Origin of the sequence: Plantibacter auratus (assembly GCF_050587365.1) — a bacterium.
Classification (GTDB): domain Bacteria; phylum Actinomycetota; class Actinomycetes; order Actinomycetales; family Microbacteriaceae; genus Plantibacter; species Plantibacter auratus.
Genome location: NZ_JBOBFV010000001.1, coordinates 1155813 through 1168577 on the forward strand (window position 1 = coordinate 1155813; position 12765 = coordinate 1168577).

The 12765-nt window shown below is 69.4% G+C and carries 12 protein-coding genes and 1 riboswitch; of the genes, 6 read left to right on the forward strand and 6 right to left on the reverse strand.

Features of this window, described 5'->3' with window-relative positions:
* Positions 1-3 precede the first annotated feature (3 nt).
* Positions 4-615, reverse strand: a complete 612-nt coding sequence (locus ACQ3HE_RS05390) for a TetR/AcrR family transcriptional regulator (RefSeq protein ID WP_430891612.1) — start codon at positions 613-615, stop codon at positions 4-6.
* Between the two features lie 106 nt (positions 616-721).
* Here ACQ3HE_RS05390 and ACQ3HE_RS05395 point away from each other — a divergent pair, with 106 nt between their 5' ends.
* A complete protein-coding gene (locus tag ACQ3HE_RS05395; RefSeq protein WP_159878047.1) occupies positions 722-2218 on the forward strand; it encodes an MFS transporter in 1497 nt (498 codons plus the stop codon).
* Between the two features lie 81 nt (positions 2219-2299).
* On the opposite strand, the gene ACQ3HE_RS05400 is transcribed toward ACQ3HE_RS05395, so the two are convergent.
* Complete coding sequence (locus tag ACQ3HE_RS05400) at positions 2300-2656, reverse strand: DUF2200 domain-containing protein (RefSeq protein ID WP_079705322.1); 357 nt, start codon at positions 2654-2656, stop codon at positions 2300-2302.
* 117 nt (positions 2657-2773) lie between these two features.
* Between ACQ3HE_RS05400 and ACQ3HE_RS05405 the strand changes: the two genes are divergently transcribed.
* Positions 2774-3862 (forward strand): CPBP family intramembrane glutamic endopeptidase, encoded by a 1089-nt coding sequence (locus tag ACQ3HE_RS05405; protein WP_430891614.1) that lies wholly within the window; start codon positions 2774-2776, stop codon positions 3860-3862.
* Here ACQ3HE_RS05405 and ACQ3HE_RS05410 read toward each other — a convergent pair.
* Positions 3804-4319, reverse strand: coding sequence for a YbaK/EbsC family protein (locus ACQ3HE_RS05410; RefSeq protein ID WP_159878041.1), 516 nt, complete (start codon positions 4317-4319; stop codon positions 3804-3806). The two genes, ACQ3HE_RS05405 and ACQ3HE_RS05410, sit on opposite strands and share 59 nt — an antisense overlap.
* Before the next feature lie 77 nt (positions 4320-4396).
* Positions 4397-5209, reverse strand: a complete 813-nt coding sequence (locus ACQ3HE_RS05415; protein ID WP_430891616.1) for a DeoR/GlpR family DNA-binding transcription regulator — start codon at positions 5207-5209, stop codon at positions 4397-4399.
* 83 nt (positions 5210-5292) lie between these two features.
* Here ACQ3HE_RS05415 and galT point away from each other — a divergent pair, with 83 nt between their 5' ends.
* The 3 genes from galT (at position 5293) to ACQ3HE_RS05430 (ending at position 8652) form a co-directional block, all read left to right on the forward strand.
* Complete coding sequence (gene galT / locus ACQ3HE_RS05420) at positions 5293-6444, forward strand: galactose-1-phosphate uridylyltransferase (RefSeq protein ID WP_430891617.1); 1152 nt, start codon at positions 5293-5295, stop codon at positions 6442-6444.
* On the forward strand, positions 6441-7601 hold the full coding sequence (gene galK, locus ACQ3HE_RS05425) for a galactokinase (protein ID WP_430891619.1): 1161 nt from the start codon (positions 6441-6443) through the stop codon (positions 7599-7601). The genes galT and galK overlap by 4 nt, the downstream gene beginning before the upstream one ends.
* Before the next feature lie 133 nt (positions 7602-7734).
* On the forward strand, positions 7735-8652 hold the full coding sequence (locus tag ACQ3HE_RS05430; RefSeq protein WP_430891621.1) for a hypothetical protein: 918 nt from the start codon (positions 7735-7737) through the stop codon (positions 8650-8652).
* Between the two features lie 26 nt (positions 8653-8678).
* Here ACQ3HE_RS05430 and ACQ3HE_RS05435 read toward each other — a convergent pair whose 3' ends face one another.
* Positions 8679-9551, reverse strand: a complete 873-nt coding sequence (locus tag ACQ3HE_RS05435) for a bifunctional methylenetetrahydrofolate dehydrogenase/methenyltetrahydrofolate cyclohydrolase (protein WP_430891622.1) — start codon at positions 9549-9551, stop codon at positions 8679-8681.
* A gap of 11 nt (positions 9552-9562) precedes the next feature.
* Complete coding sequence (gene glyA, locus ACQ3HE_RS05440) at positions 9563-10834, reverse strand: serine hydroxymethyltransferase (RefSeq protein ID WP_064296623.1); 1272 nt, start codon at positions 10832-10834, stop codon at positions 9563-9565.
* 42 nt (positions 10835-10876) lie between these two features.
* Positions 10877-10995, reverse strand: a riboswitch (ZMP/ZTP riboswitch).
* 159 nt (positions 10996-11154) lie between these two features.
* Between glyA and ACQ3HE_RS05445 the strand changes: the two genes are divergently transcribed.
* Positions 11155-12657: a beta-N-acetylhexosaminidase gene (locus ACQ3HE_RS05445; RefSeq protein ID WP_430891624.1), complete on the forward strand. Its 1503-nt coding sequence runs from the start codon at positions 11155-11157 to the stop codon at positions 12655-12657.
* Positions 12658-12765 lie beyond the last annotated feature (108 nt).

Below are 12765 nucleotides of genomic sequence, written 5' to 3' on the forward strand. Positions count from 1 at the left end.
GAGCTACTTCCGGACGGCCGGGATGATGACGCCGTCGATCACCGAGATGAGGAAGTCACGCGTCACCGGCTCCCGCAGCATCAGCACGCGATAGCTCACCATCGCCTGGCTGATCAGCGCAAGGGTCTCCACATCGGCGTCCGCGCGGATCTCACCGCGGTCGATCGCGCGCTGCAACAGGTAGCGGTTGACCGCCATGCGGGGCTCCACGATCGCCGCGTGGATGGACTCGGTGAGCTCGGGCGCATCCGAGATCATCGACATCACGCCGGCGAACACTCGCATCTTGCGCTCACCCTCGGCGATGGACGGCGCCTTGATCATCGCGACGAGGTCGCCGCGGAGTGAGCCGGTGTCGGGCAGCTTCGAGAAGTCGGGATCGATCTGCTTCATGCAGGCGACCGCGTCGATCACGAGTTCGGACTTCGACGCCCATCGGCGGTAGAGCGTCGCCTTGCCGGCCTTCGCCCGCGCAGCGACCATGTCGACCGTCATCCCGGCGTAGCCCGTGTCGGCGAGGACGTCGAGCGCGGCGTCGAGGATATCAGCGTCCCGCGTGTGGTCGCGCTTCCGGCCGAGCTTCGGCGCTGCGGGTGGGGTCTCGAGCTGCGTCATCGCGGCTCACCTCCCTTTCGTCTCCGGGAACAGCATAGTTCAGGAACTCGAACGTTCTGGAACTATTCGGTTCCGAAACTGCTCAGTTCCGTATAGAGTCCTCAGCATGACTTCGAATCTCGCCGCCGGAACCCCGGCAGTCTCCTCACGCCGCTGGTGGACGCTCGTCACCGTCGGCCTCGCGCAACTCATGGTCGTGCTCGACGCCACCGTCGTGAACATCGCGATGCCCGCCGCCCAGGCCGACCTCGGGTTCTCCGACGGCGATCGCCAGTGGATCGTCACCGCCTACTCCCTCGCCTTCGGCAGCCTGCTACTGCTCGGCGGACGCCTGTCCGACCTCATGGGCCGGAAGCGGGCCTTCATCATCGGGCTCGTCGGGTTCGCGATCGCCTCGGCCCTCGGAGGCGCAGCGGACTCGTTCGGCACCCTCGTCGCCGCGCGGGCACTCCAGGGCGTCTTCGCCGCCCTCCTCGCACCGACCGCGCTCGCGATGCTCACGACCACCTTCACGATCCCGAAGGAGCGCGCCCGCGCGTTCGGCGTCTTCGGTGCGATCGCCGGCGCAGGTGGCGCGGTCGGTCTCCTCCTCGGCGGATTCCTCACCGAGCAGTTCGACTGGCGCTGGAACCTGTACATCAACGTCGTGATCGCCGTGGTCGCCATCGTCGGGGCGGCCCTCTTCATCACCACCCCGAAGACGACCGGCCCCCGCCCCAAGCTCGACGTTCCGGGCACCGTCCTCGTCTCGGGTGCGTTGTTCAGCCTCGTCTACGGCTTCGCCAATGCCGAGACCGACGGGTGGGACTCGCCGCTCAGCTGGGCCTTCCTCGCCGCCGCAGCCGTGCTCCTCGTCGTGTTCGTCCTCTGGCAGCGCCGGGCCGCGCACCCGCTCCTCCCGTTGTCGATCATCCTCGACCGCAACCGCGGTGCCGCGTTCATCTCGGTCATGATCGCCGGAGCCGGGATGTTCGGCATCTTCCTCTTCGTCACCTACTACCTGCAGGCCTCGCTCGGGTACTCACCACAGCAGACGGGCTTCGCCTTCCTCCCGATGATCGCGATGCTCGTGCTCGCCGCACAGCTGGGGACCAACCTCCTCGTCCCCCGCTTCGGGCCGAAGGTCATGGTGCCGTTCGGCATGACGCTCGGTGCGATCGGCATGCTCCTCCTCACCCGACTCGACCTCGACAGCTCCTATGTCGGCAACGTCATGCCCGCGCTCATGGTGCTCGGCTTCGCGATGGGATCGATCATGCCCGCCTCGATGCAGACCGCGACGCTCGGTGTCGACCGGGCGTTCGCCGGGGTCGCGTCGGCGACGGTCAACACGAGCCAGCAAGTCGGAGGGTCGATCGGTGTGGCGCTGCTCAACACCCTCGCGGCGAGCGCCGCCACGGCTTACGTGACCGACAACGCGCCGCCCACCCCCGAGGTGCTGGCGCAGGCTGCGATCCAGAGCTACCAGACCGCCTATTTCTGGGGCGCCGGGTTCTTCGCGGTCGGCGCCGTGACGGCGGCACTGCTGTTCCGCCGACGCAACCAGGGGCTCGCCCTGCACCACGCCCCGGAGGCGTCCGCGGAACCGGTGCTCGCGCACTGATCCAAGCGGGTCCCGAGCACACGGCCGTCGCGCACTCGCGCGGCGGCCGTCTGCGTCATCGGAGGGGCTCGCGTTCGGCCGTCAGGCGGAGGTGCGGAGGATCGACGTCATCTTCTTCCCCTTCGCGACCTCGTCCACGAGCTTGTCGAGCTGACGGATGCGCTGCATCAGGGGATCCTCGATCTCCTCGACGCGGATGCCGCAGATGAGCCCCGTAATGAGCGACGCGTTGGGGTGCATCGCCGGCGCTTCGGCGAAGAAGGTCTCGAAGTCGGTACCGTCGGCGAGCACCCGTTCGATCGCGGCGTCGTCGTAGCCCGTGAGCCAGGTGATGACCTGGTCCACCTCGTCCTTCGTGTGGCCCTTCCGCTCCGCCTTCGCGACGTAGAGCGGGTACACACTGGCGAAGCTCGTCGTGAAGATGCGGTGTCCGGCCATACCGGTCAGTCTCCCACCGTCGAGCGTTCGGGACCAGGCCGATCACCGGCCATCCGTCGCTCGTCGTCCATCGCTCGGGGGACGCGTCCTGCCGCGACGGCTGCCTACCCTGGCAGCATGACGAATCCTGGACAGCACCCGCAGACGCCTTCGCCATCACCCTCGACGCCAGCCTCGACGCCCGTCGATCCAGCCGTGCCCCAGCGGCAGCTCGCGACCTACGACCACGCCCTCCGCGCCGCACCGGCCTGGTGGCGCGGCGCCCTCGCACTCCTCCTCCTCGTCGTCGGGTTCCTGATCCTCTCGATCGTTCTCGGCGGCATCGCGCTCATCGTGGACGTGGCCACCGGGGCCTACACACTCGACGACGTCGCGAACGGCCTCATGACGCTGACGCCGGTGACGATGCTCGCGAACAACCTGTCGCTCGCCGCGCTCATCCCGGTGTCGATGCTCATCCAGTGGGCGCTCTTCGGCGTCCGGCCGCGGTGGCTGTCCTCGGTGGAGGGTCGCTTCCGCTGGCGCTGGTTCGGGCGTCTCGCGCTCATCATCGTCCCGGTGTGGATCGTGTACGTCGGCGCCTCCGTCCTGCTCTCCCCGCTCGATCCCATCGTGGTCGACGGCACCATGATCGCGATGCTCGCCGTCGTGATCCTCACGACGCCGCTGCAGTCGGCCGGCGAGGAGTACGGTGCGCGCGGCCTCATCCAACGTTCCGTCGGATCCTGGTTCAATCGACCGATGACGGCGTTCCTCGTCGGCACGGTGGTCTCCGGTGCGGTCTTCGCCTCGGTGCACTTCGCCGGCGACCCCTGGCTCATCGCCTACTACTTCGTGTTCGGCGCCTCGATGTCCTTCGCCGCACGCGGGACCGGTGGCCTCGAGGCTCCGGTGCTCATCCATGCGACGAACAACGTCCTGCTCCTCGTGCCCACGGCCCTCATGTCGCAGACCGACCAGGTCTTCGAGCGAGGCGAGGGCGCCGGCGGACCGTTCATGCTCATCCCGATGGCGCTCTGCGTGGCCGCAGCCGTCGTGAGCACCTGGTGGGGGCGCAGGAACGGCGTGACCGCGGCGGCTCCGCTGCCGCCGAGCCGGGTGACGAAGCAGCAGGGGACGCCGCCGGCCGCCATGGCCGCTCCGGTGGCTACACCGACGCAGCTGCCGACGACCCCGCAGGATCCTTCGGCGGCTCCACCGCGATGACCTGCCCGCCGGTCACCCGCACGAGCTCCTCGAAGGTCGTCGGGAACACCGTGTGCGCATGGCCGGCTGCGGCCCAGACCTCAGGGTAGGCGGCGAGCGCCTCGTCCACGTAGGTGCGGATCGGTTCCGGGTGACCGACGGGCGCGACGCCACCGATCACCTGTCCCGTCGCCGCCTTGACGACCTCGGCGTCAGCACGCTTCAGCCGTCCACCGAGCCGCTCGCCGACCCAGGCGGTGTCGACACGGTGGGCGCCGCTCGTGAGGATCAGCGTCGGCTCGCCGTCGAGCGTGAACACGAGGGAGTTCGCGATCGCCCCGACCTCGATCCCCAAGGCCTCCGCTGCGAGCGCTGCCGTTCGAGCAGCATCGTCGAGCCAGGTGACCTCGCCCTGAGCCCCACGATCACGCAGCGTCTGCTCGACGATTGACACGGCAGGATGCGCTCGATCACTCATGCGACCATGCTGCCGCATCGGGCCGTCGGCGCGCGAGTGCCGGGACGCCGCGCGGGACGGCAGGACGCGGCGCGAGGTCAGTCGCCGAGTGGAACCAGCGTCACCGCGAGTCCCGCTTCCCGGAGGAGCGCGATGGTCTCGGGCGCGGCCCCGTCGTCGGTCAGGAGGGCGTCGAAGGCCTCCAGCCCGGCGATCCGGCCGAGCTGCCGCACACCGAGCTTCGAGGCGTCGGCGACCACGACCACCCGCTCGGCGGCGCGCACCATCCTGGCCTTCACCTCGGCCTCGGGCAGGTTGACGTTGGTCACGCCATGGGCTGCGTCGACACCGTTGCACCCGATGAAGGCGAGATCGGCGTGGACCTGGCCGAGCAGTGAGCCGGCGAGCGGATCGACGAGCGAATGCTGGAGCGGCCGGAGCGACCCACCCGTGACGATCACCGAGAACCTCGGGATCTCCGACTCGAGTTCGAGCGCGATGGTCAGGCCGTTCGTGATGACCACGACGTCGACGAGGTCGCGGCGAGCCTTGAGCGCGCGAGCGAGGGCGAGGCCGGTGCTGCCGACGTCGACGATCACGCTCTGACCGGAGCGCACCATCGCGGCCGCCGCCTCACCGATCCGCTGCTTCGCATGCGCCGAGGTCGCGGTCGCGAGTTCGATCGGCGACTCCACGGCGCCGCGTCCCTGGACGGGCATCGCGCCACCGTGCACGCGGACGGCGTCGCCCTGGTCGACGAGGGTGTCGAGGTCCGTCCGGGCGGTCACCCGTGAGACACCGAAGTCGTCGGAGATGTCGGCCACGCGCACGAAGCCGCGCTCATCGAGGAGCTCGCGGATGCGGTCGCGTCGCAGCGGGGCGGGCAACAGCATCGGCTCGTCGTCGGACATGCTTGAATCTTCGCTGACTTGCCTATACTTTTCAAGGCGAAACGTTGTACGTTTCCTTTCGACAACCCGTTCTGAGGATCCCCATGCCCCCACTCGACGACACCTTCGTCATCGACCCGGCGATCGCGAGCTCGACCCAGCGCCTCGCCGACGGTCGCGAACTCATCTACTTCGACGACGTCGACACGACGCTGCCCGCGGAGCGCCTGCCCGACGCACGCGAACTCGCGCCACGACCACCGACCGCGTCCATGCGCCAGGACCCGCTGACGGGTGAGTGGATCTCGATCGCCGCCGCCCGCCAGAACCGGGTGATGCTGCCACCCGCGAACCTCGACCCGCTCGCGCCCGCGAGCCCCTCGAACCCCTCCGAGATCCCCGACCAGTACGACGTCGCGGTCTTCGAGAACAAGTCGCCGTCCTTCGGACCGCTGCTCGAAGACGAGAACGCACCGGTCGACCTCGCCGATCTCGAGGCGATCGGGATCGGCCGGACGCGCACTTCGGTCGGCCGCTGCGAGGTCGTGAGCTTCAGCCCGTCGAGCACCGGCTCCTTCGGTTCGCTGTCCCGCACCCGGGCGCGTACGGTGATCGAGGCGTGGGCCCGCCGGACGCACGCGCTGTCGCAGATCGACTCGATCCAGCAGGTATTCCCCTTCGAGAACCGCGGGGAGCAGATCGGCGTCACGCTCCACCACCCGCACGGACAGATCTACTCCTACCCCTACGTGACCCCGCGCACGCAGCGGCTCATCGCCGCGAGCGAGGCCTACGGTCCCGGGCTCTTCGCCGACATCCTCGCCGCGGAGCAGGCGGACGAGCGCGTCGTCCTCGCCGGCGAGCACTGGACGGCGTTCGTCCCGTTCGCGGCGCGCTGGCCAATCGAGGTGCACCTGCTCCCCCACCGCCACGTGCCCGACTTCGCCGCGACCTCGCTCGAGGAACGGGACGAACTCGCCCTCCTCTACCTGCGGCTGCTGCGCGGCGTCGACGCCCTGTACGACACCCCGACCCCGTACATCGCCGCCTGGCACCAGGCGCCGACCCGCGTCCACCGCGACGAGCTCCGACTCCACCTGCAGCTCACCTCCCCACGTCGTGGAGCCGACCGCCTGAAGTACCTGGCCGGCTCCGAGGCCGCCATGGGCGCCTGGATCGGCGACGTCCCGCCCGAGACCACCGCCACCGCCCTGCGCGCCGCGATCGCCGCAGCCGACGAGGAGAACTCCGTATGACCGACCTGCAGCGCACCGCCACGAGCGGATTCGAGAACGCCTTCGGCAGCGAACCGCACGGCCTCTGGACCGCGCCCGGCCGCGTGAACATCATCGGCGAGCACACCGACTACAACGACGGCTTCGTGTTCCCGATGGCGATCGACCGCCGCACCGTCGCAGCCGTCCAGCGTCGCGACGACGACCGCATCCGGGTGTCGAGCAGCTTCTCACCCGAGATCGTCGAGGTCTCGGTGCGCGCGCTCGATCCCGACGCCCTGCACGGCTGGTCCGCCTACCCGCTCGGCGTCGCGTGGGCGCTCGGCCAGTTCGGGGCGCCCTTGCAGGAGGTGCCCGGGGTCGACATCTACATCGACTCCGACGTCCCGGTCGGGGCCGGCCTCTCCTCCTCCGCGGCCATCGAGGCCTCGGTCGCCGTCGCACTGAACGAGATCTGGCACCTCGACCACGACCGCCGGACGCTCGCGAAGATCTGCCAGCTCGCCGAGAACCGGGCGGTCGGCGCACCGACCGGCATCATGGACCAGTCGGCGTCGCTCCTCGGCCGGCGTGGCTGCGGCGTCTTCCTCGACTGCCGCTCGCTCGAGACCGATGTCATCCCCCTCGGCTTCGAGGAGCACGACCTCGAGCTGCTCGTCATCGACACGCGCGTCGAGCACGCCCACGTCTCCGGCGGGTACGCGGCACGTCGGGCGTCCTGCGAGGCGGGGGCCGCAGCGCTCGGCGCCGACTCGCTGCGCGACGTCACGGTTGGCGACCTCGACCGCGCTCGTGAGCTGCTCGACGACGAGACCTTCCGTCGTGTTCGTCACGTCGTGACCGAGAACCAGCGTGTCCTCGACACCGTCCGGACCCTGCGCGAGCACGGCCCGACGTCGATCGGCGAGCTGCTCGTGGCCTCGCACGCGTCGATGCGTGACGATTTCGAGATCTCGGTTCCGGAACTCGACCTGGCCGTCGAGACGTCGATGGCGGCCGGTGCGATCGGTTCGCGCATGACCGGTGGTGGCTTCGGGGGTGCGGCGATCGCCCTGGTCCCCGTCGCCCTGGCATCGTCCGTGGCCGAGGCGGTCACGGCGGCCTTCGCCGAGGCGTCCTTCACCGCCCCGACCATCTTCCCCGTCCGCCCGGCCGCCGGCGCCACGCGAGAATCCTGACCTTCCCCTCCCCTGCCCGCGAACTGTCACTTCCGGCTAGTCCCGGCCGCTCGGACTAGCGTCGAGTGACAGTTCGCGGGCAGGGTGTGGAGAACTTCCGACGCCGAAGCGCCGCAGTCGGCACCGTGGTGGGATGGTCCGCCGACGTCCCCTCCCCCTCGAACTCAGCAAGCAGCCGTTCTCCATGGCCGACGCCGACGACCTCGGCGTGCCTCGATCGCGGCTACGAGCGGGCGACCTCGCCACGCCGCACCGAGGCGTCCGGGCACCGCTCGACCAGCCCACGGACATCGCCGGACGCTGTCACGCCTATGCCCCGCTCCTGCACGACGGGCAGTTCTTCAGCCACGTGAGCGCGGCGGCCCTGCACGGCCTCCCCGTGCCCACCTGGGAACACGAGGCACCACTCGATGTCGCCTCCATCGCGCCGGCACGCGCGCCTCGAGGAGCGGGGGTGCGCGGGCATCAACTCGACGGGGACCACTGGGAGGTCGTCGCCGTCGAAGGACTGCCGGTACTGACCGCCGTCGACGCCTGGTGTCAGCTCGGAACCCGGCTCCCCTTGGACGACCTGGTGGTCGCCGGCGACGTGCTGCTCCGCCGCAAGCGACCACTGGCCTCGGAGCAGCAGATCGTTCGCGGGCTGGCACGGATGAACGGCCGTCGCGGCGCGAAACGGCTGCGGCTCGCGTTCTCGATGATGCGGCCTCGGACGGATTCGCCGATGGAGACCGCCTTGCGCTTGCTGATCGTCCGCGCGGGCCTTCCGGAACCGCTCGTCAACGAGGTCATCTCAGACGCCCACGGACGGTTTCTGGCCTTGGGCGACCTGGTGTATCCCGAACAGCGGGTCCTCGTCGAATACGACGGCGGCACCCACTTCAGGGATGAACGGCAGATCTTCCACGACATCGATCGCCTCGACCGAGTCATGGCAGCGGGCTGGCGGGTCATCCGGGTGAATCGCTCACACCTGACGGACCCGTCGCCCATCCTCACCGCCCTGGCTCGCGAACTGTCACTTCCGGCTAGTCGCGGGGCGCCGGACTAGCGTCGAGTGACAGTTCGCGGGCTGGGTTAGGGGGTGGCCATGCGGACGACGTTGGCGAGGAGACCAACGCGGGTCATGGGGCCGACACCACCGGGGTTCGGGCTGATCCACGAGGCGACCTCGGCCACGTCAGGGGCGACGTCGCCGACGACCCGGGACTTGCCGGTCTCGGGGTCGGTCTCACGGCTCACACCGACGTCGAGGACGATCACGCCCGGCTTCACGGCATCGCGCGTGACGATCCCGGGGACACCCGCCGCGGCGACGATCACGTCGGCGGTGCGGAGGATGTCGTCGAGTCCGATCGTTCCCGTGTGCGTCAGCGTGACCGTCGCGTTGTATTCGCGACGGGTGAGCAGCGGGCCGATCGCGCGACCGACGGTGACCCCGCGGCCCACGACGACGACGTGCTTGCCCGCCCAGCTGATCCCGTGACGTTCCACCAGCTCGATGACGCCCTTCGGCGTGCACGGCAGCGGCGTGTGGATCGGACGGTTCACGTTGAGCACGAGACGACCGAGGTTGGTCGGGTGGAGCCCGTCGGCGTCCTTCTCGGGATCGATGCGCTCGAGGATCGCGTCGGTGTCGATGTGCTTCGGCAACGGCAGCTGCACGATGTAGCCGGTGCAGCTCTCGTCGGCGTTGAGCTCGTCGAGGACGGCCTCGAGCTCCTCCTGCGAGACCGTCTCGGGCAGGTCGCGTCGGATCGACTCCATGCCGACCTCGGCACAGTCGCGGTGCTTCCCGGCGACGTACCACTGCGAACCCGGGTCGGACCCGACGAGGACGGTGCCCAGCCCGACCGAGATGCCGCGCTCCTTGAGCGCGGCCACCTCGATCGCGAGTTCGGACTTGATGACGGCGGCCGTGGCCTTACCGTCGAGGATCTGTGCGGTCATGCGCCAGCGCCCTACTGCTGGAGGCCGGGGTAGAGCGGGAAGCGCTCGGCGAGCGCCGTGACGCGCTCTCGGAGGGCCCCGGCCTCGGCACCGTTGCGCAGCGCGAGAGCGATGATGTCGGCGACCTCGGCGAACTCGGTGTCGCCGAAGCCACGCGTCGCGAGTGCCGGCGTACCGATCCGCAGACCGGAGGTGACCATCGGCGGGCGCGGGTCGAACGGCACCGAGTTGCGGTTGACCGTGATGCCGACCTCGTGGAGGAGGTCTTCGGCCTGCTGGCCGTCGAGCTCGGAGGTGCGGAGGTCGGCGAGCACGAGGTGCACGTCGGTGCCGCCGGTGAGGACGTCGATGCCGGCGGCCTTCGACGCCTCGGAGGTGAGCGCCTCGGCGAGGAGCTTGGCACCGCGGAGCGTGCGCTCCTGGCGGTCCTTGAACTCCGCCGTGGCTGCGAGCTTGAACGCCGTCGCCTTGGCTGCGATGACGTGCATGAGCGGCCCGCCCTGCTGGCCGGGGAACACGTTCGAGTTGAGCTTCTTGGCGAGTTCCATGTCGCGGCTCACGATGAAGCCGGAGCGCGGGCCGCCGATCGTCTTGTGCACGGTGGAGGACACGACGTCGGCGAACGGCACGGGCGACGGGTGGACACCTGCGGCGACCAGGCCGGCGAAGTGCGCCATGTCGACCCAGAGCTTCGCGCCGACCTCGTCGGCGATCGCGCGGAACGCGGCGAAGTCGAGCTGGCGCGGGTAGGCGGACCAACCGGCGATGATGACCTGCGGCTTGTGCTCGAGTGCCTTGTCGCGGACGACGTCCATGTCGACGAGGAAGGTCTCGGGGTCGACGCCGTAGGAGACGGCGTTGTAGAGCTTGCCGGAGAAGTTGAGCTTCATGCCGTGGGTGAGGTGACCACCGTGGGCGAGCTCGAGACCGAGGATGGTGTCGCCGGGGGTGGCGATCGCCGAGAGGACCGCGGCGTTGGCCGTGGCGCCCGAGTGCGGCTGGACGTTCGCGTACGCGGCACCGAACAGGCTCTTGGCCCGCTCGATCGCGAGAGACTCGGCGATGTCGACGAACTCGCAGCCGCCGTAGTAGCGACGACCCGGGTAGCCCTCGGCGTACTTGTTGGTGAGGACGCTGCCCTGCGACTGCAGGACGGAGACGGGCACGAAGTTCTCGCTCGCGATCATCTCGAGGGTGTTGCGCTGGCGACCGAGCTCCTGCTCGAGGACCGCTGCGATCTCGGGATCGACCTCGGAGAGTGGCGCGTTGAAGGTGTCGGACAAGACTGGCTCCCTTTTGTGACAGAACGGATGTCGGTGATGTGCCGTTTCGGCCCAGGCGTGCGGCCGAATCCGCCCTTGTCTTCAAGGTGCAGGGTCGCTCCCCGATGGTGAACCATCTGAGGCGGAGCGGAACTCCGTCTATACGCCAGTTGCGACTGCTAGCAGCATAGCAACGGGACGCCCGACGCGCACCGTCCTGTGGAGAGGTCGGGCAGCGGTGGGGGCCGGTGTGTCAGGATGGCCCGACGCTTGTTCACCCTCCGAACAAACCCCGTTCCAGCCCCCACGATCCCGCGTCGCCGACGCCGAAGGAACCGCCCATGAGCCTGCTGCCCCGCCCCGTCTCGCAGACCACCGACGCCTCCGCTCCCCCGTTCCGGTTGTCGGCGGAGTCGGTGATCCGTACCGACCCGTCGGTTGCGACCACGGCTCTGATCCTCGCCGACGGCCTGCGCACCTCGACGGGGTTCGCCCTCCCGGTCGAGACAACCGACACGGAGGAGGTCGTGGACTCCGCGGGTACGGTCATCACGCTGTCGATCGACCCCAGCCTGTCGACGACGAGCGGGGCCTATCGATTGACCGCCGCGGCCTCCGGTGTCGAGATCGTCGGCGCGGACGCCGACGGGGTCCACCACGGCACGCAGACGCTCAGGCAGCTCCTCCCGCCGGCCAACTGGGCACCGACGGCCGGCGCACAGGACTGGATCGTCTCCGCGACCGTCATCGACGACGCTCCACGCTTCGCCTACCGCGGCGCGATGCTCGACGTCGCGAGGCACTTCTTCACGGTCGCGCAGGTGCAGCGGTTCATCGACCAGATCGCCGCACTCAAGCTCAACCACCTGCATCTGCATCTCACCGACGACCAGGGGTGGCGCCTCGAGATCGCCGAGTGGCCGGAGCTCACCGGGATCGGTGCGGCGACCGCCGTCGGTGGAGGCACGGGTGGCTCGTACAGCGCCGACGACTACCGGGCGATCATCGAGTACGCCGCCGATCGCCGCGTCACGATCGTCCCCGAGATCGACGTCCCCGGACATACGAACGCGGTCCTCTCGGCGTATCCCGAACTCAACCCGGACGGCGTCGCCCGCGAGCCCTACACCGGCACGGAGGTCGGCTTCTCGAGCCTCGACATCCATGCCGAGTCCACTTACACGTTCCTCGAGGACGTGTTCACCCAGCTCGCCGCGATGACCCCGGGCCCCTATCTCCACCTGGGCGGCGATGAAGCGCTCGCCACCACTGAGGAGGACTTCCTCCACTTCGCCCGTCGGGTCTCCGAGTTGGTCGCCACGACGGGGAAGACCGCCATCGCCTGGCACGAGTTCGGTGCGTCACGCGACCTCGACCCCGGCACCATCGGCCAGTACTGGAACTACGTCTCCCCCGAGGACGGTCACGCCGACAAGCTGCGCTCGTTCGTGGATCAGGGCGGGCAGGTCATCATGTCTCCGGCGGACGCCGCCTACCTCGACATGCAGTACCCCGACGTCGCGACGGCCGGCCTCACCTGGGCGGACGGCCCCACGAGTGTCGAACGCTCCGCCGTCTGGGAGCCGACCGAGATCGTCGAAGGCGTCGGTGAGCAGGACATCCTCGGCGTCGAGGCCCCACTCTGGACGGAGACCGTGGCCGACGTGCAGACGCTCGAGTTCCTCGTCTTCCCCCGGGTCGCGTCCATCGCGGAGATCGGTTGGTCGGAGCGACGCGCGCCGGACTGGAGCGACTTCCGGGTCCGACTGGCCGAGCTTGCCCAGGGCTGGTCGGCCGCGGGCATCGCCTTCCACCGCTCCCCCGAGGTCAGCTGGCTCGACTGATCCGAGCGACGGTCGGAAAAGCGGCCGGGAGTGATGCTCGCCCCCGAGCACCACTCCCGGCCTGTCGACGGGTACGCACGAAGGCGCCCCCTCCCGTCGAGATCTGCA

Coding starts and splice junctions, on each gene's coding strand:
- ACQ3HE_RS05390 (WP_430891612.1), bottom strand. CDS start 615: ATGACGCAGCTCGAGACCCCACCCGCAGCGCCGAAGCTCGGCCGGAAG.
- ACQ3HE_RS05395 (WP_159878047.1), top strand. CDS start 722: ATGACTTCGAATCTCGCCGCCGGAACCCCGGCAGTCTCCTCACGCCGC.
- ACQ3HE_RS05400 (WP_079705322.1), bottom strand. CDS start 2,656: ATGGCCGGACACCGCATCTTCACGACGAGCTTCGCCAGTGTGTACCCG.
- ACQ3HE_RS05405 (WP_430891614.1), top strand. CDS start 2,774: ATGACGAATCCTGGACAGCACCCGCAGACGCCTTCGCCATCACCCTCG.
- ACQ3HE_RS05410 (WP_159878041.1), bottom strand. CDS start 4,319: ATGAGTGATCGAGCGCATCCTGCCGTGTCAATCGTCGAGCAGACGCTG.
- ACQ3HE_RS05415 (WP_430891616.1), bottom strand. CDS start 5,209: ATGTCCGACGACGAGCCGATGCTGTTGCCCGCCCCGCTGCGACGCGAC.
- galT (WP_430891617.1), top strand. CDS start 5,293: ATGCCCCCACTCGACGACACCTTCGTCATCGACCCGGCGATCGCGAGC.
- galK (WP_430891619.1), top strand. CDS start 6,441: ATGACCGACCTGCAGCGCACCGCCACGAGCGGATTCGAGAACGCCTTC.
- ACQ3HE_RS05430 (WP_430891621.1), top strand. CDS start 7,735: ATGGTCCGCCGACGTCCCCTCCCCCTCGAACTCAGCAAGCAGCCGTTC.
- ACQ3HE_RS05435 (WP_430891622.1), bottom strand. CDS start 9,551: ATGACCGCACAGATCCTCGACGGTAAGGCCACGGCCGCCGTCATCAAG.
- ACQ3HE_RS05445 (WP_430891624.1), top strand. CDS start 11,155: ATGAGCCTGCTGCCCCGCCCCGTCTCGCAGACCACCGACGCCTCCGCT.